Genomic DNA, 16,928 nt, shown 5'->3' with positions numbered 1-16,928 from the left:
GCTCGGGCGAATCCTCGGGACACCCTCGCACCGATGTCGAGCCTAAGAACTTCCTGGGAATTCGGGAAGAGTCATCGGCAGGAGTTCACACATTGGTCAGCCGTCGCGCAGCGAAGACCCCCATTTCGGCTCCGCGCCGGCGAAGTCCTTGAGCGTATCGCGCAGCGTCGCCAGGTCGTCGACCGTCATGCCGGTACGCGCCATGACCTGCTCCGGCACCGCCAGCGCGCGGCGGCGGAGCGCCCTTCCGTCGTCGGTGAGCGCGACGTCAAGGACGCGTTCGTCCCCTTCGCGACGCGCGCGGGTGACGAGCCCCTGCGCCTCGAGCCGCTTCACCAGGGGCGACAGCGTGGCCGGCTCGAGCGCCAGCTCCCCCGCCAGCTCGCGCAGGGAGCGCGGCGACCGCTCCCACAGCGCCAGCATGACCAGGTATTGCGGATGCGTGAGCCCCAGCGGCTCGAGGATCGGGCGGTAGAGCCCGACGACGTTGCGCGCTGCGGTCACGAAGGCGAAGCACAGCTGGTTGTCGAGTTTGAGCAGATCGTCGGGCGTCGGCGGGGCGGTCGTCACGCGGATGAGTCTATCGCGCACGAATCGTTAGTACACTAATGAGTATGCCGACACCGGATGCCGCAGCCCCTGACCGCCGACCGCTCCGCGAGCGCGTCCGCGAGGCCGGCGGCTGGTACGCCTTCCTCAACGCGAATCTGATCCGCCTCGCGGGACCCGCCGCCGTGGGACCGTACGAGACGGCTCCGCCGCCGAGTGCCGCGGAGCGTGCGGAGCGGGCGTGCCCCCTGTGCGGTGCGCCGATCACGCAGCACACCTTCGACCGGTCCGGCCCGAAGCCGCTCATGCACTGCCCGTAGCATCCGCACAGCCCCGCGGCAGCCGTCGCGGCATCGACGTCGTCGCGTCGACCGCTTGCGCGGGCGCTAGGCGTGGCCGGCCCGCTCCATCGCGCGCAGCTCCTTCTTGAGGTCCTGCACCTCGTCGCGCAGCCGGGCTGCGAGCTCGAACTTCAGCTCCCCCGCCGCCGCGAGCATCTGCTGGCTGAGGTCGGCGATCGTCGCCTCGAGCTGCTCCGCACCCTCGGCGGCGATCCCCTCCCGGCGCAGCTGCGGGGTCGGGCTCTTGCCGACGCCCGACTTCGTCTTGGCGGCGGCCTTGCCCCGGAGCATCCGATCGGTGTCGGAGGCCTCCCGTGCGAGGACCTCGGTGATGTCGGCGATGCGCTTGCGCAGCGGCTGCGGATCGATGCCGTGCGCCGTGTTGTACGCGACCTGCTTCTCGCGGCGACGGTCGGTCTCTTCGATCGCGTTGCGCATCGAGTCGGTGACGGTGTCGGCGTACATGTGCACCTGGCCCGACACGTTCCGGGCCGCACGGCCGATCGTCTGGATGAGGGACGTGCCGCTGCGGAGGAAGCCCTCTTTGTCGGCGTCGAGGATCGACACCAGCGACACCTCGGGCAGGTCCAGGCCCTCCCGGAGGAGGTTGATGCCGACCAGCACGTCGTACACGCCGGCCCGCAGCTCGCTGAGCAGTTCGACACGGCGCAGCGTGTCGACGTCGGAGTGGAGGTAGCGCACGCGCACGCCGTGCTCGCCGAGGAAGTCGGTGAGCTCCTCGGCCATCTTCTTGGTGAGCGTCGTCACCAGCACGCGCTCGTCGCGCTCGACGCGCAGGCGGATCTCTTCGAGCAGATCGTCGATCTGGCCCTTGGACGGCTTGACGATGATCTCGGGGTCGACCAGGCCCGTCGGCCGGATGATCTGCTCCACCACGCCGTCGGCGATCCCCATCTCGTAGCGCCCCGGCGTGGCCGACAGGTAGACCGTCTGCCCCACGCGCTCCTTGAACTCGTCCCACCGCAGCGGCCGGTTGTCCATCGCGCTCGGCAGCCGGAAGCCGTGCTCGACGAGCGTGCGCTTGCGGGAGGCATCCCCCTCGTACATCGCACCGATCTGCGGCACGGTCACGTGCGACTCGTCGATCACCATGAGGAAGTCGTCGGGGAAGAAGTCCAGCAGCGTATGGGGCGGCTCCCCCGCCATGCGACCGTCGAGGTGGCGGGAGTAGTTCTCGATGCCCGAGCAGAAGCCGAGCTGCTGGAGCATCTCGAGGTCGAACGTCGTGCGCATCCGCAGGCGCTGCGCCTCGAGGAGCTTGTTCTGCGACTCGAGCTCTTTCAGACGCTGCTCGAGCTCGTGCTCGATGGTGCCGATCGCGCGCTGCACCGTCTCGGTGCCGGCCGCGTAGTGCGTCGCGGGGAAGATCGGCACGGAGTCCAGGCGCTGCACGACGTCGCCGGTGAGCGGGTGCAGCATGAAGAGGGCCTCGATCTCGTCGCCGAACATCTCGACGCGGATGGCGTACTCCTCGTAGACCGGGATGATCTCGATCGTGTCGCCGCGGACGCGGAAGTTGCCGCGCGAGAAGTCGACGTCGTTGCGGTTGTACTGCATCGCGATGAACTTGCGGATCAGCGCGTCGCGGTCGTACCGCTCGCCGACCTGCAGCGCCACCATCGCGCGCAGGTACTCCTCGGGCGAGCCGAGGCCGTAGATGCACGAGACGGTGCTGACCACGACGACGTCGCGGCGGCTCAGCAGCGAGTTGGTGGTGGAGTGCCGCAGGCGCTCGACCTCGGCGTTGATCGAGGAGTCCTTCTCGATGAAGGTGTCGGTCTGGGGGACGTACGCCTCGGGCTGGTAGTAGTCGTAGTAGCTGACGAAGTACTCGACGGCGTTGTGGGGCATGAGCTCGCGGAACTCGTTCGCGAGCTGCGCCGCCAGCGTCTTGTTGTGGGCGAGCACGAGCGTCGGGCGCTGGACCGCCTCGACGAGCCACGCCGTGGTGGCGGACTTGCCGGTACCCGTCGCCCCGAGCAGCACGACGTCCGTCTCGCCGGCATTGATGCGCGCCGCCAGCTCGGCGATCGCCTGTGGCTGATCGCCCGACGGGGCGAATTCGCTCACGACCTCGAACGGTCGCACGGATCGTGTGGTCTGCACTCGATCCAGCGTAGGCGTCACCACCGACACCGGGGCGGCGTTCGCCGCGAGCGGATGCCTCGCCCGGGGAGGGCCCGCGGTCTCACCGGCTATCCGCCGAAGCCGCCCCCGCCGTCGAAGCCTCCGCCGAAGCCGCCGGCGTCGAAGCCTGCGAACCCGCCGCCGTCCGCTCCCCCGGATCCGCCGCCGTCGAAGCCTCCGCCGAAGCCGCCGTCGAGCCCCGCCGAAGCCGGGTCGAAGGTCTCGCCCACCCAGCCGGGCTCGGACCCGATCTGGAGCGATCCCGCGCCGACCGTGTAGTACGCGGCCACCGAGCTCGACAGCAGGAACTGATTCGCGACGAAGGCCATCACGCCCACGTTCATCAGCATCGCGCGCGCGTCGACCCCGTCCCGAGGATCACCGTCCTCGACGCCGACCGCCGTGCGCGCCGTCTCGGGCGCAGCGCGGGTCGCGGCATCCGTCTCGGCGGCCTGCGCGCGCCGCGCCCGGTGCTCCTCGGCCCTGCGGACGAGCCGCGCGATGACGGTGGGGTCCTCGGCGGCGGCGTCCCGCTCGGAATCGGACAGGAAGGGCCGGAGCTGCTCGAACATCTCACGGCGTCGCTCGGGCGGCACGTCCTTGAACGCCGACGCGTGCGCGCTCTCGATCACCGACGCGGGCAGTGTGTTGAGCAGATAGACGTAGCGCGAGATGCGCTCCTCCTCCGTCACCGACCGGTACGGGTCGCGACGCCGCCTGAGTCTCGAGAACACGCCCATGTGACACCCCCTGGATCCGCTCCCAGGCTACGCCGCGCGGCCCCGCCGCGGTACGCGCGCGTGCGCGGGTCGGTCCGGGCGGCGGGAATCTAGAGTGGACGCGTGCTGGAGTTCATCGTCGGATCGGGGCTGGCCACCGCGGCGGGCCTGAACGCGTGGATGCCGCTGTTCGTGCTGGGGATCGCCGATCGCTTCGTTCCGGCCGTCGAGCTGCCCGCCGGCTGGGCGTGGCTGTCGTCGGATGCCGCACTGTGGATCGTCGGCGTGCTCCTCGTCGTGGAGATCGTCGCCGACAAGATCCCCGCCGTCGACTCCGTCAACGACGTGATCCAGACCGCGGTGCGGCCGGTGGCGGGAGGCATCGCGTTCGGCGCGGGCTCGAGCGCCGAGACGGTCCGGGTGGACGACCCGGACCTGTTCGCGGGGACGGCCTGGATCCCGATCGTCGTCGGCGTCGTCATCGCACTGGCCGTCCACGTCGCGAAGACGGCCGTCCGTCCGGCGGCCAACCTGGCCACGGCGGGCATGGCCGCGCCCGCCGTCAGCACCGCCGAGGACGCCACAGCGCTCGGCCTGTCGGTGTTCGCGATCCTGCTGCCCCTCGTCGCGCTCGTCATCATGATCGCGCTCGTCGTCGCGGTCGCGCTCGCCCTGCGGGCACGGCGCCGGCGGCGGCTCGGTACGACGACGGATGCCGCTCCCCCGCCCCCTCCGGACACAGAGAGCTCCCGAGGCTAACCCCGGCCCGTGCGTCCGCCGACGTGCTCCGGCAGGCGGTTCCACAGCTCGTCGGTCTGGCGCAGCGTCTCGTCGAGGGTTCCCGCGGTGTCGATCACCACGTCGGCGATGCGAAGGCGCGCCTCGTCGGGAGCCTGCGACGCGATCCGCGCGGCGGCCTCCGCCTCGCTGAGCCCGCGCAGCTCGACGAGCCGCGCGGCCCGGATGTCTGCGGGAGCGTGCGCCACGACGACGAGCTCCCACGGGTCCTCCGCGCGGGCCTCCACCAGGAGCGGCACGTCGTAGACGACGATCGCGGCAGGGTCGGCCGCGAAGGCCTCGGCGAAACGGCGCGCCGACTCCGCCCGGACGGCGGGATGCACGATGGCGTTGAGCCGGCGGATCGCCGCCTCATCGCCGAAGACACGGCTGCCCAGCGCCGCGCGGTCGAGGGATCCGTCGGGTCGCAGCATCTCGTCGCCGAAGGCGTCGGCGATCGCGTCGAGCACCGGCGAGCCGGGTGCCTGCACTTCGCGCACGAGCTGGTCGGCGTCGATCACGACGGCGCCGTGCTCGGCCAGGCGGCGGGCGATCGTGGACTTTCCCGAGGCGATGCCTCCGGTGAGGGCGACGAGCGGCATGAGTCGAGGATGCCACGTCCGCCACCGTCCGCGACGCCGGCAAGCCTGCGGACTTCTTGAGGCTGCGCTGAGCGGGAGTTGAGGGGCCGGGAGTAGCGTCGGGGGCACCCGAAGGACAGATCCGCAGGTGCGGAGCTGGGGAGGGCGGAGGATGAGCGCCGGACGCGACCACGTTGCGCACGACGCCGATCCGCCCCTCCGCACACGCCGCGCCGCCCGTCAGCTCGATGGCAGGCGCGGTGGGATCGTCCGGGAGTGCGGGCCGGCCGCTCGCGTGGGGACGAAGGCGGCCGGGCCCCGCACGTCGAGGACGCGCGTGGGGCGGGGAATGGGGGCATCTCCCGCCCTCCGCGCGCCCTGTCTTCCAGCCGCGACGAGCCGCCGTGCGCTCGCCGCCGCCGGCTTCCTTCCTCGCCGCGTCCGCTGATGGACGATCGGCCCCGCGGATTCCAGACCGTGTTCTGGGATATCATTTCGGACGTCCAGGACCGGTCGTCCGCGACACCGTTCGGGGAAGGTGCAACGGTGAAGGAATCCCGTATCGCCGTCGTCATCGAAGACGAGGCAGACATCCGGTCGCTGCTGTCCACCGTCCTCGGGCAGGCCGGATTCGAGGTTCACGGCGCGGCCAACGGTGCCGACGGGGTCCAGCTCGTGCGCGAGCGCCGACCGCTGGTGACGACACTCGACGTCAACATGCCCGGCATGGACGGCTTCGAGACGGCCAAGCGCATCCGCGCCATCAGCTCGACCTACATCGTCATGCTGAGCGCGCGCACGGAGGAGATCGACGCCCTGCAGGGCCTCGAAGCGGGAGCCGACGACTACGTCGCGAAGCCGTTCCGGCCCCGCGAGCTGCGCGCGCGGATCGACGCCATGCTGCGCAGGCCCCGCCACGTCGCGCCGGCCGAGTCAGCGGATGCCGCGCCGTCCGCCGACGACGACGGTTCGTGGCTCGAGCACCGCGGCCTCAGGCTCAACGCCGACACGCACATCGTCACCGTCGACGGCCACGACATCGAGCTGACGCGCAGCGAGTTCGACATCCTCGCTGACCTGCTGGTCGCCGGCCGGCGCGTGCGCGCGAAGGCGGACCTCGCGATCATGCTGCGCGGCGACCAATACGTGGCGAATGACTTCGTCAGCGACAGCGACGCCCGCGCCATCGAGGTGCACATGGCCAATCTGCGGCGCAAGCTCGGCGAGTCGCCGTCTCAGCCGCGGTGGATCGAGACGGTGCGGGGCGTCGGCTACCGGCTCACCGCCTGATCACCCGCCGTCCACGCCGGTCACTCGCCCTCGTCGACCAGCACCGAGGTCTCGACGTTCGCAGCCGCCCGGCTGGCGGCGTCGCGCGCCGCGCCGACGAGGCGGGCGGGCTCGTAGCCGGCGGAGTCGCTCAGGGCGACCCCGACGCCGACGACGGGGATCACGCCTTCGCCGACCTTCGCGAGGTCGTCGAACAGCGCGCGGTAGATCGCGCCGGCCTGGCGGCGCGCCTCCGGCCCGGAGGCGACCGCGAGGGCCACGACGAACCCGGTGGGGCCGTCCTCGGCGACGACCGCGTTGGTGGGGGCGTGCCGCCGGACCCCTGCACGCCACGTCTCCGAGACCGCGCCGGCCACATCGCTTCCGAAGGCCGTGGAGATCTCGTCGAGGTCGTCCAGTCGCACGGACGTCACGGCCACGAGCTCTCCGCGCCGCGACGCCCGGTCGCACAGCACCTCGAGGAGGGCGGGGAAGGACGACCCGTCGACGATGCCCGATTCGGCGTCGCCGGACGGAGCGCGCATGAGGTAGCCCCGCATCGGCGCACGGCTCGCCCGCAGCACCGAGGTCACGACGACCGCGACGATGGTGAGGGTGACGGTGAGGAAGCTCGTGCTGATGGTGCCGAACGCGGTCCGGAACAGGGCGCTGTCGGGTCCCGAGGTCACGAATGCCGTCGTGCGCGACACGTAGTACAGCGATTGGAAGCCGAGGACCGCGCCCAGCACCCACGCGGTGCGCGACTCCCGCATGTCGCCACGGAAGCACTCTGTCGCGCCGGCCGCGGCGAAGGCCAGCAGCGGCACGAACATCCACAGCGCGCCCGCCCAGTCCCCGCCCTGCGCGCCCTCAACCGCGACCGCCGCAGCGGCCCCGATCACCCCGGCCGCGACCACGAGCGACGCCCACTGCATCCGGCGGCCGTTGAAGCGGCGGCATCCGAGCCACATGCACCCCGTGCCGGCGACGAAGGAGGCGTTCCCGACGGCGATGGCCCACCAGGCGCCCTCCGACAGCACCCAGACGGTGTAGGCGAGCGTCGTGAGCATGCCGGCGAGGAAGGCGAGCGACCAGATCCGGCCGGCGCCCTCGTCGCGGCGGAGGATCGTCTCGATGATAAACAGCACGCCGCTGACATTGACCACGAGCGCGGTGATGAGGTGGACGCTGGCGAGGTCGAGCGTCATGATCCGTCTCCTTCCGGGGCGACCGCGGGCAGCTTGACGATGAACGTCGAGCCCACGCCGGGAGCGGTGTGCAGGGCGAGCTCGCCCCCGTGGGCCCGCACGATGTCGCGGGTGATCGCCAGGCCCAGCCCGGTCCCGGCGCGGCGCTCCCCTCCCGCCTTGTAGTACCGCTGGAACAGGCGCGAGCGATCGGCGTCCGAGATGCCGACGCCGGTGTCGCGCACCAGGATCCAGCTCGACGTCCCGTCACTGGTAGTACCGACGAACACGGTGCCGCCGTCCTTGTTGTACGCGATGGCGTTGGAGACCAGGTTGTCGACGACCTGCCGGAGCCGCAGCGGGTCCGCCCACGCCGCCGCCGGCTCCAGCCCCGTCTGGTCGATCGTGATGGCGCGTGCCGCGGCACGAGGCGCCGCATCGGCTGCGGCGGCGCCCACGAGCTCGCGCGCGTCGAGCAGCTGGGGCACGAGCGAGGCCTCCACCGAGGACGGGGACGAGCTCGACGCCGCCAGGATGTCGGCGACGATCCGCAGCAGTCGCTCGGCGTTGCGCTCGGCGATGTCGAGCCCGGCACGCACGGTCTCGGGGGTGTCGGGGTCCTCGATCGCCAGATCGAGGTAGCCGAGGATCGACGTGAGGGGGGTGCGCAGCTCGTGCGAGACCGAGGCGACCAGGTCGTCCCGGGCACGGAGGGCGGTCAGCTCGGCGGTCACGTCGCGCGACACGACCACGGCGCCCGCGTCGCCCCCGTCCGGGTCGGTGATGCGCCGCGCCGTGATGTTCAGCGCGCGGCGCGGGCCGGGCTCCTCACCGAACCACACCACCTGATCGTCGAACGCCTCGCCGCGCCGCGCCCGTTCGAGCGGAAGCTCGTCGTGCGGCATCCGGGAGGTGCCGTCGTCGCGGAAGGCGGGCACCTCGGACGCCTCGTCCGGTTCGAGGCCCAGCTGCAGTCTGCCGTGCGCCTCGTTGGTGATCGTGACCCGCCCGTCGGGGCGCAGCCGCACGACTCCGAAGTCGACGGCGTCGAGCACCTCGGTGACGACCTGCTCCTGTCGGCGGGTACGGGCCAGGACGCTCCGCAGCAGCTCGGACTGCTTGGCCAGCAGCATCCGCTGCGCGTCCGAGCGCCGCGCGTTGAGGTGGCTCGTCGCCGCCAGCGCGGTCAGCACGAGCGGGAGCAGGAAGGTGAGGTACGTGACCTCCGTCGCGCTGAGCGCGGCCAGCACGCTGGCGATGCCCGCGATCGCCACGATCACCCCGGACAGCCCCATCAGCCCGAAGCCGCCGGCGAGCCAGGTCGTGGGGAAGATCCACAGGAGGCCGATGGCGGTGTCGGGTGCTGCGACCTGCATCAGTGTGATCGCGAGGATGTCGACGGCCGGCACCAGCGCGACCCAGCCGTAGCTGATCCGGCCCCACGGGATGACGACGGTCGCCGCCGCGACGACGACCACGATCACAACGCCGAGGAAGAACAGCTGCGGGTCGCCCGCGAACGGCCCGATCGCCACGAACACGCCGAGGACGAAGACGACGGCCGCCAGCAGCAGCTGATTGAGCGTCGCCGTGCGACCGCGCGTGCGGTCGGCCGCCTCGGGTGCCGTCACTCCCGGGCGCGGGCGGCCGGTGAGCACGCCCGGTTCGCGCGGTCTCGCGGCGGTCATACCGCGACGCTAACGGATGCCCGCCCGCACGTGTGCGGGGCGCGCGCGGCATTCCCGTCCCGCGACAGCGGGCGTTAACGCCCCGCGAGGGGTCAGAACCCGAAGTCGCCGCCGAAGTCGCCGCCCATGTCTCCGAATCCGCCCATGTCGCCGGCCGCGTCGCCGCCCCACCCGGAGCCGGGGTCGCCCCAGCCGGCGTCGCCCGCCCCGGCATCGCCCGCGGCATCCGCTCCGGTGTCTCCCCCGCCGTCGCCGGAGCCGTCCTCGGCGGCCGAGCCGTCCTGGTAGCCCTGGTCGTAGGCCATGCCGGGTGCCAGGAACGAGCTCACGAGCGCGGAGCCGATGACGTAGCCGACGACGGTGCCGGGGATCGACGAGCCGAGCATCGACCCGAACGAGGGGCCGCCGCCCTGTCGCTGCGGCCCGAGTGTGCGCTCCATGAAGCCGGGGTTCTGGTACTCGGCCCGCGTCGCGGCCCGCGCCATCGCCTGCGGGTCGGTCGACCGAGGCTGCTCGTACGGCGGCAGGCCCGCGGAGAGCTCGGCGAGCACCTGCTGCCGCTGCGGCTCGGTGAGCTTCGCGAAGGCCTCCGCGTGCACCTGTTCGATCGTCTCGGGCGGCGCCGTCCGCAGCAGGTAGCGGTAGCGCTCGACCGCGATCTCGTCCTGGCTGCGCGGCGGCTGCATGCCCGGCCGGGACGGCGGAGTCTGCCCGCCGTAGGAGTTCTGCGGCACCGGCGGGGCCTGGCGTGCGTCGTCCGAGCCTCCGAAGAGTCGATCGAGGAATCCCATGGTCTGCTCCGTCCTGCGGGGTGGTGCGGTGTCTCACACGCTAGAGGCGGTTCCTCTGAGCGGGCTGGAGGGTCGACCGCCGCCGTCCGCCCAGCGTAGGGTTCCTACCCGCGCGCGGCGAGCGCCTCGCTCAGCCACCGGGCGTGCTGATCCCACGGGTCGTCGACCCCGGCGGCGAGCACGGCGATGTGGGCGGTGAGGGCTTCGGAGCGTCGGAACCACTCCGTGCGCGGGTGGCGGTCGGCCGCGAACTGCGCGTGCCGACGCTGCTCGAGCGCGCGCCCGCCGCGTTCGAAGGCGAGGAGCTCGTCGTGCCAGATCGCCGACAGGCGCTGCCTCGGGTTCGAGCTCGTTCCGATCTTGATGCGGTCGGCGTAGCCGAGGTAGTAGACGACGTCCACGCGCGGGGGCGCCAGCTCGCCGTCGGGTATCTCGCCCTGGCGCCACTCGCACACCGCGCACAGCCATCCTGATGCGTAGTGCACTCCCAGGCGCGACCCGCAGAGCAGGCAGGGCGACGGCAGCACGTCGGTGAGACCGTACTTTACCCCGGCCCACTCCCCCGCCATCGCCAGGTGGGCCTCGCACAGCGGCACCGGAGCGCCGGCGGGCACCGGGCCGCGGCATCCGTCGTCATCCACGGCGCAGCGGACGGGAGCGGGGTTCACGGGCACACCGCGACACTACCCAGGACCACCGACGCCGCTGCCGAGGCGACGGCGGATGCCCGGCAGGCAGGCGAAAGGGCCGCCACCGGCAGGTGACGGCCCTTCGACCAGAGGTTCAGCGAACCGCGGGGCTCAGCCCGGGATCAGCGACCCGAGAGCTTCTCGCGCAGAGCGGCGAGCGCCTCGTCGTCGGCCAGCGTGCCCACCGGGCTGCTGTCGGACGAGAAGGTCGACGAGCCGGTCTCGGCCGGGGCGGCAGCCTCGGCCTCGAGAGCCTTCGTGACGGCGGCCTTGTGGGCCTCCCAGCGAGCGTGGGCGGCGGCGTACTCCTGCTCCCACTTCTCGCGCTGCTCGTCGAAGCCGTCGAGCCACGCGTTGGTCTCGGGGTCGAAGCCCTCGGGGTACTTGTACTCCCCGTTCTCGTCGTACTCCGTGACCATGCCGTAGAGGGCCGGGTCGAACTCGGTGCCGTTGGGGTCGACCGACTCGTTCGCCTGCTTGAGCGAGAGCGAGATGCGGCGACGCTCGAGGTCGATGTCGATGATCTTGACGAAGACCTCTTCACCGACCGACACGACCTGCTCGGCGAGCTCGACGTGCTTGCCCGACAGCTCCGAGATGTGCACGAGGCCCTCGATGCCGTCCGCGACGCGCACGAACGCGCCGAACGGAACGAGCTTGGTGACCTTGCCCGGCGCGACCTGGCCGATCGCGTGCGTGCGGGCGAAGACCTGCCACGGGTCCTCCTGGGTCGCCTTGAGCGACAGCGAGACGCGCTCGCGGTCCAGGTCGACCTCGAGGATCTCGACGGTGACCTCCTGGCCCACCTCGACGACCTCGGACGCGTGCTCGATGTGCTTCCACGACAGCTCCGAGACGTGGACGAGACCGTCGACGCCACCGAGGTCGACGAACGCACCGAAGTTGACGATCGACGAGACCGTGCCCTTGCGGACCTGGCCCTTGTGGAGGTTGTTGAGGAACGTCGTGCGCGACTCGGACTGCGTCTGCTCGAGCAGCGCGCGGCGCGAGAGCACCACGTTGTTGCGGTTCTTGTCGAGCTCGAGGATCTTCGCCTCGATCTCCTGGCCGAGGTACGGCGTGAGGTCGCGGACGCGGCGGAGCTCGATGAGCGAGGCGGGGAGGAAGCCGCGCAGGCCGATGTCGACGATCAGACCGCCCTTGACGACCTCGATCACGGAGCCGGTGACCACACCGTCGTTCTCCTTGATCTTCTCGACGTCGCCCCACGCGCGCTCGTACTGCGCACGCTTCTTGGAGAGGATGAGGCGGCCTTCCTTGTCCTCCTTCTGGAGAACGAGGGCTTCGACCTCGTCGCCGACCTTGACGACCTCGTTGGGGTCGACGTCGTGCTTGATGGAGAGCTCGCGCGAGGGGATGACACCCTCGGTCTTGTAGCCGACGTCGAGGAGGACCTCGTCGCGGTCGATCTTCACCACGGTGCCCTCGATCAGGTCGCCGTCGTTGAAGAACTTCAGAGTCTTCTCGACCGCGGCCAGGAAGTCCTCAGCAGAGCCGATGTCGTTGATCGCGACCTGCTTGGTGGCCGTGGCGGTCGTTGCGCTAGTCATGTAGTGGGTTGTCCTTGTTGGGTTGGGAGTCGGGCCGCGGCTTTCAGCGGCAGCCGGCCACGCGAGCGCGAACGGATGCCTCGAACCGAGGCGAAGCGGATTGTGTAAAGCGATGCCACCCGGCCCTTGCGGGGTCCGGTCACCGGCGCGAACCGGTACTCAGGCGTGGCGAAACAGCCACACGAGTGACGATCCAGGGTATCAGAACGACGGGGTCGCCCGCGATGTTCCCGCGAAGCGCGGCTCGGGCGCCGCCGGCGACCCGCGGCTCACCGCGGCAGGTCGATCGGCGCGGTGCTGGTGCGGTCGGGATCGAAGGCCTCGGCGGCAGGGGCGGGCTCTCCGCGCAGCTGCGCCAGCCGCTCGTCCTCGCGCCGCTGCGCCTCGGCGAGCCAGTCCCACCCCGAGGCCGCGGCGGCGTGCCGGACCTCGGGCACCGGCGCCGTGGCATGGGTCTCGTGCGCAGTCTCGGCGGTGGTGAGCGACGCGGCGGGCGGCGGCTGCGGAGCGGGCATCATCGGCGCGCCGGCGAAGTCGGGCCGCCCGGCGGCGCCGCGCAGGCCCGCCTGCTGGATCACCCGCTGGATCGTCAGACCGCGTCCGTCGGGATCGCCCACGTAGCGGATGTCGCGAAGGCCCTGCTCCTGGGCGGCCGATTCGAAGACGAAGTGCCCATAGCCGAAGATGCGGCCGATGGCGGGCTTGTGCACCGAGATGTCGAGGATGCGCGTGAGCGGCATCGTCGCGATGCGCTGCGACACGATGCCGTGCACGCGGAACACCCGCATGTTGGTGATCACGAACCGGTCGGTGTGCTGTTCGAAGAGGCGCCAGACGGCGTGCACCATCGCCGCGCCGCCGAGCACCGCGGGCACCCACCACGCCTGCGCGGGGACGGAGAACGTCAGGAGCAGCACGACGATGCCGGCGAACAGCTCGAGCGCGGCCGAGGCGCTGGCGGCCCAGTGCTTGCGCACCTCGTCGACGATCCGCTCCCCCTGATCGGTGATCAGGTGCTTGTCGATCCGCGGATCGAACACGGTCAGCCCTGGGCGAGGGCCACGAAGAAGTCGACCACGGCGGCACCCGCACCCCACACCGCACCGATGGCGCCCTGCACGGCGTTCGCCGCGTCCTGCGGCCTGGTGATGAGGTAGAAGACCGCGAACGCGATGACGAGCAGCAGCACGATGCGCTTGACGAGCTTCACGGTTCGGGTGTCCCTTCGACTTCTGCTGTTCTACCGCACGCGCGGCCGGTCGCGCGCAGGCGCGCGGGCGCGTCGCGGATCGCCGGCGCACCGGATCGGCCGCTGCGCGCGTCCCTGCTCACGGCCGCAGGAGCACCTTGACGGCGCGTCGTTCGTCCATCGCGGCATACGCCTCGGCGGCCTCCGACAGCGGGAGCACGAGGTCGAACACGCGCCCGGGCCGGATCGCGCCCGAGCGGACGTCGGGCAGCAGCTCCTCGATGTAGCCGCGGACCGGCGCGACGCCGCCGTTGACCCCGACGTTGCGACCGAACATCTCACGCACCGGCAGCTCGGGGCCGCCGTTGGGCACGCCCACGTATCCGACCATCCCGCCGGGCCGGGTGGAGCGCAGGGCCTGATCCATCGACTCCTTGGTGCCGACGCACTCGAGCACGCGGTCTGCGCCGACGCCGTCGGTGAGCTCACGGACGGCCTCGACGCCCGCATCGCCGCGCTCCTGCACGATGAGGGTGGCGCCGAGCTCGCGGGCGAGCGCCTGTCGCTGCGGGTGGCGCGACATCGCGATGATGGTCCCGGCGCCCAGCCGCTTGGCCGCGATGATCGCGCACAGTCCCACCGCGCCGTCGCCGACGACCGCGACGCTGTCGCCGGGCCGGACTCCGGCAGAGACGGCGGCGTGGTGGCCGGTGCCCATGACGTCGCTGAGCGTGAGCAGACCGGGGATCTCGTCGTCGGCCACCGGTCCCGGGACGACGGCGAGGGTGCCGTCCGCGAGCGGCACGCGGACGCGCTCGCCCTGGCCGCCGTCGGCGAAGCCGCCGAAGCGGTCGTCGCTCCCCCACCAGCCGCCGGTGAGGCAAGAGGTGCTGACGCCGTTGCGGCAGTTCGCGCAGGTGCCGTCGCACACGTAGAACGGCGCGATCACGAAGTCGCCGGGACGCACGATCCTCACGTCGGGGCCGACCTCCTCGACCACGCCGACGAACTCGTGGCCGATCCGGTGCGGCTCGGTCGTCGGGGTCACGCCGCGGTACGGCCAGAGGTCAGAGCCGCACACACAGGCGGCGACGACGCGGACGATCGCATCGCCGCCGGTGGACAGCACCGGATCGGGGACGGACTCGACGCGGATGTCTCGGGCTGCGTGGATGACGGTGGCGAGCATGCGTCCGAGCCTAAGGGCCCCGGTGGGGCGGCGGGCTGCGCTGCCGCTCGACGCGAGACGCGAGACGCGAGACGCGAGACGTCCCGACGATAGGGCGTCCCGGGCCCGCCCCCTGTCAGCATGTACCCATGTGGATCGGATGGATCGAGTTCGACCTGCTCCTGGGCGACGTGCGATCGCTGAAGGAGAAGCGCAGCGTGCTGCGGCCGCTGATCGCCGAGCTCAGCCGCCGCACCGAGGCGGCCGCGGCCGAGGTCGGCGAGCACGACCTGCACCGACGCGCCCAGATCGGCGTGTCGGTCGTGGCATCCGGGGCGTCGCACGTGCGCGACGTCCTCGACCACGCCGAGCGGCTGGTGGCCGAGCGGCCCGAGGTGACCCTGCTCTCGGCCCACCGCGGGCTGCATTCGAGCGAGGACTGAGCTCAGCCGGCCACCGCGTGGCCGATGGCCTCGTCCCCGGCTCCGAAGCGGATGGTGCGGCCGATGGTCGAGTCGTCCGCGATCGCCGCCGCGATCACCGCCGCGACGTCGGCACGCGGCACCTCGCCGGAGCCCTCGGGGTCGATCGCGATGCGTCCGGTGGGCGGGTCGAGCGTCAGCGTCCCCGGGGCCAGGATGGTCCAGTCGAGGCCGCTCTGCGCGAGGTGCGCGTCGGCGGCCCATTTCGCGTCGGCGTACGGGAAGAACGAGCTGTCGCGGGCGACGCCGTGGTCCTGCCGGGAGCCGATCCACGACACCATCACGTACCGCAGCGCGCCCGCGGCCGCGGCGGCGTCCATCGAGCGGATCGCCGCATCCCGGTCGACGGCGTACGTGCGCGCCGGGTCTCCTCCGCCGGCGCCGGCGGACCACACGACGACGTCGTTCCCCGCGACGAGGTTGGTCAGCTGGTCGAGGTCGAAGGTCTCGATGTCGGCGACGAGCGCCTGCGCGCCGGTCGCCGCGACCTCGGCGGCATGGTCGGGGTTGCGGATCACCGCGGTCACGGTGTGTCCTCGCGACACCAGCAGCGGCTCGAGCAGCAGCGCGACCCTGCCGTGGCCACCGAGGATCAGGATGCGGGCCATGGGACTCCCTCCGTCGGACCACCCACGCTACGCCAGCGGGCCATCGGCCGGGTCACCGCCTCCGGTCCGCGGGCGCACGCAGGCCGCCCCTCCCGGCACCGTCGCGGTCGCTGCTCACGCGAACGCCGCGGCGAACTCCTCCGAGGGCTCGATCGGCTCGATGACGTCTACGAGCACGCCGCCGGGTGCGGCGAGGATGAAGTGCCGCTGTCCGAACGGCTCGTCGCGCAGCGCCAGCACGCATTCCGCTCCGCCAGCGGTGACCAGGCGCTCGTACGCCGCCCGCGCGTCGTCGACCTCCACGTTCAGCAGCACGCCCCGCACCGGCGCGCCGAAGCCTGCCGGGATCGAGTCGTGGTCGCTCGCGAGGAACGCCAGCTCTGCTCCGTCCCGCACGAGGCTGACGTACCAGTCGGCCGCGAACGTCCGCGTGAAGCCGAAGCGCTCCTCGAAGAAGCGCGCGGCGGCCGCGGCATCCGTCGTCATGACCACCGGGTAGAAGCTCGTCATCGTCTCCATCGGCCGGCCCCTTTACATACGATGAGTTCGTAAGCAACGATACATACACCACGCACGTAAAGGAACCCATGCCCCGAGCAAGTGCTGCCGACGCCGCCGAGACTTCACGCCGCGTGCTCGAGGCGGCGCAGGAGCGCTTCGCCGCGGATGGCTTCGCCGCGGCATCCGTCGACGACATCGCCCGCCGCGCGCGCGTCACCCGCGGGGCCGTCTACCACCACTACGGGAGCAAGCCCGGGCTGTTCCGCGCCGTCGCCGAGCGGCTGCAGGGCGAGATCGCCGCGCGGGTCGTCGCGGCGGCGGAGAGCGAGACGGATGCCGCGGACCAGCTGCGCGCCGGAAGCCATGCCTTCCTCGACGCGATCACCGACGATCGCGCGGTGCGCGTGCTCCTCGTCGACGCACCCGCCGTCCTGGGGTGGGCGCAGTGGCGGGAGCTCGACGCGCAAGCCGCGGGGCGTGAGCTGCGCGAGGCGATCGCGGCGCTCGGCACCGTTCCGCCGGGTCTCGTCGACGCCGTGACCCGCCAGCTGAGCGGCGCCATGAACGAGGCGGCGCTGTGGCTGGCTGACGGGCCGGGCGACGCCCGGGCCCGGGCGTCCGCGCATGACGCCCTCGACCTGCTTCTGGACGCCGTCGCGCCCCGCTGAGG

Annotated in this window: 19 protein-coding genes; 5 read left to right on the top strand and 14 right to left on the bottom strand. The window is 71.9% G+C overall.

The features are described 5' to 3' along the window. Positions 1-96 precede the first annotated feature (96 nt). The gene (locus tag V6R91_RS27350; protein WP_336397848.1) at positions 97-570 is read right to left on the bottom strand and encodes a MarR family winged helix-turn-helix transcriptional regulator; all 474 of its coding nucleotides are present in this window, start codon (positions 568-570) and stop codon (positions 97-99) included. 38 nt (positions 571-608) lie between these two features. Between V6R91_RS27350 and V6R91_RS27345 the strand changes: the two genes are divergently transcribed. Continuing rightward, entirely contained in the window at positions 609-869 is a 261-nt protein-coding gene (locus tag V6R91_RS27345) for a hypothetical protein (protein ID WP_336397847.1), read from the top strand. Positions 870-935: 66 nt separating this feature from the next. Here V6R91_RS27345 and uvrB read toward each other — a convergent pair whose 3' ends face one another. Together uvrB and V6R91_RS27335 are read right to left on the bottom strand one after the other, a co-directional pair. Next, on the bottom strand, positions 936-3,017 hold the full coding sequence (gene uvrB, locus V6R91_RS27340) for an excinuclease ABC subunit UvrB (RefSeq protein ID WP_336397846.1): 2,082 nt from the start codon (positions 3,015-3,017) through the stop codon (positions 936-938). Positions 3,018-3,106: 89 nt separating this feature from the next. Next, positions 3,107-3,778, bottom strand: a complete 672-nt coding sequence (locus tag V6R91_RS27335; protein WP_336397845.1) for a hypothetical protein — start codon at positions 3,776-3,778, stop codon at positions 3,107-3,109. A 102-nt stretch (positions 3,779-3,880) separates the two neighbouring features. Here V6R91_RS27335 and V6R91_RS27330 point away from each other — a divergent pair, with 102 nt between their 5' ends. After that, positions 3,881-4,516 (top strand): DUF4126 domain-containing protein, encoded by a 636-nt coding sequence (locus tag V6R91_RS27330; protein ID WP_336397844.1) that lies wholly within the window; start codon positions 3,881-3,883, stop codon positions 4,514-4,516. Here the strand turns inward: V6R91_RS27330 and coaE are convergent. Beyond that, a complete protein-coding gene (gene coaE / locus V6R91_RS27325; RefSeq protein WP_336397843.1) occupies positions 4,513-5,136 on the bottom strand; it encodes a dephospho-CoA kinase in 624 nt (207 codons plus the stop codon). The two genes, V6R91_RS27330 and coaE, sit on opposite strands and share 4 nt — an antisense overlap. A 525-nt stretch (positions 5,137-5,661) precedes the next feature. On the opposite strand from coaE, the gene V6R91_RS27320 reads away from it, so the two are divergent. Further along, positions 5,662-6,405, top strand: coding sequence for a response regulator transcription factor (locus tag V6R91_RS27320; protein ID WP_336397842.1), 744 nt, complete (start codon positions 5,662-5,664; stop codon positions 6,403-6,405). Between the two features lie 20 nt (positions 6,406-6,425). Here the strand turns inward: V6R91_RS27320 and V6R91_RS27315 are convergent, their stop codons facing one another. The 8 genes from V6R91_RS27315 to V6R91_RS27280 all read right to left on the bottom strand — a co-directional run bounded on the left by V6R91_RS27315 (position 6,426) and on the right by V6R91_RS27280 (position 14,688). Then, entirely contained in the window at positions 6,426-7,592 is a 1,167-nt protein-coding gene (locus tag V6R91_RS27315) for a hypothetical protein (protein ID WP_336397841.1), read from the bottom strand. Continuing rightward, positions 7,589-9,259 (bottom strand): sensor histidine kinase, encoded by a 1,671-nt coding sequence (locus V6R91_RS27310; protein ID WP_336397840.1) that lies wholly within the window; start codon positions 9,257-9,259, stop codon positions 7,589-7,591. The genes V6R91_RS27315 and V6R91_RS27310 overlap by 4 nt, the downstream gene beginning before the upstream one ends. A gap of 92 nt (positions 9,260-9,351) precedes the next feature. Then, complete coding sequence (locus V6R91_RS27305) at positions 9,352-10,050, bottom strand: hypothetical protein (RefSeq protein WP_336397839.1); 699 nt, start codon at positions 10,048-10,050, stop codon at positions 9,352-9,354. Positions 10,051-10,154: 104 nt separating this feature from the next. Continuing rightward, complete coding sequence (locus V6R91_RS27300; RefSeq protein WP_336397838.1) at positions 10,155-10,724, bottom strand: GIY-YIG nuclease family protein; 570 nt, start codon at positions 10,722-10,724, stop codon at positions 10,155-10,157. A 137-nt stretch (positions 10,725-10,861) separates the two neighbouring features. Further along, positions 10,862-12,310 (bottom strand): 30S ribosomal protein S1, encoded by a 1,449-nt coding sequence (gene rpsA, locus V6R91_RS27295; RefSeq protein ID WP_336397837.1) that lies wholly within the window; start codon positions 12,308-12,310, stop codon positions 10,862-10,864. A 269-nt stretch (positions 12,311-12,579) separates the two neighbouring features. Further along, positions 12,580-13,350 carry a PH domain-containing protein gene (locus V6R91_RS27290; protein WP_336397836.1) on the bottom strand — a complete coding sequence of 257 codons (771 nt, stop codon included), beginning with the start codon at positions 13,348-13,350 and terminating at the stop codon, positions 12,580-12,582. Between the two features lie 2 nt (positions 13,351-13,352). Beyond that, on the bottom strand, positions 13,353-13,520 hold the full coding sequence (locus tag V6R91_RS27285) for a hypothetical protein (protein ID WP_336397835.1): 168 nt from the start codon (positions 13,518-13,520) through the stop codon (positions 13,353-13,355). Positions 13,521-13,638: 118 nt separating this feature from the next. Beyond that, positions 13,639-14,688, bottom strand: a complete 1,050-nt coding sequence (locus V6R91_RS27280) for a zinc-dependent alcohol dehydrogenase family protein (protein ID WP_336397834.1) — start codon at positions 14,686-14,688, stop codon at positions 13,639-13,641. Between the two features lie 128 nt (positions 14,689-14,816). On the opposite strand from V6R91_RS27280, the gene V6R91_RS27275 reads away from it, so the two are divergent. Beyond that, positions 14,817-15,110, top strand: coding sequence for a DUF503 domain-containing protein (locus tag V6R91_RS27275; protein ID WP_336397833.1), 294 nt, complete (start codon positions 14,817-14,819; stop codon positions 15,108-15,110). Between the two features lie 2 nt (positions 15,111-15,112). Here the strand turns inward: V6R91_RS27275 and V6R91_RS27270 are convergent, their stop codons facing one another. After that, positions 15,113-15,757 carry an SDR family oxidoreductase gene (locus V6R91_RS27270; RefSeq protein WP_336397832.1) on the bottom strand — a complete coding sequence of 215 codons (645 nt, stop codon included), beginning with the start codon at positions 15,755-15,757 and terminating at the stop codon, positions 15,113-15,115. Positions 15,758-15,871: 114 nt separating this feature from the next. Then, on the bottom strand, positions 15,872-16,276 hold the full coding sequence (locus V6R91_RS27265; protein ID WP_336397831.1) for a VOC family protein: 405 nt from the start codon (positions 16,274-16,276) through the stop codon (positions 15,872-15,874). A gap of 68 nt (positions 16,277-16,344) precedes the next feature. Between V6R91_RS27265 and V6R91_RS27260 the strand changes: the two genes are divergently transcribed. Continuing rightward, positions 16,345-16,926, top strand: coding sequence for a TetR/AcrR family transcriptional regulator (locus tag V6R91_RS27260; protein ID WP_336397830.1), 582 nt, complete (start codon positions 16,345-16,347; stop codon positions 16,924-16,926). Positions 16,927-16,928: the final 2 nt, after the last annotated feature.

The organism is Microbacterium sp. CCNWLW41 (assembly GCF_037083505.1).
This window is presented reverse-complemented; position numbering and strand designations above follow the sequence as displayed.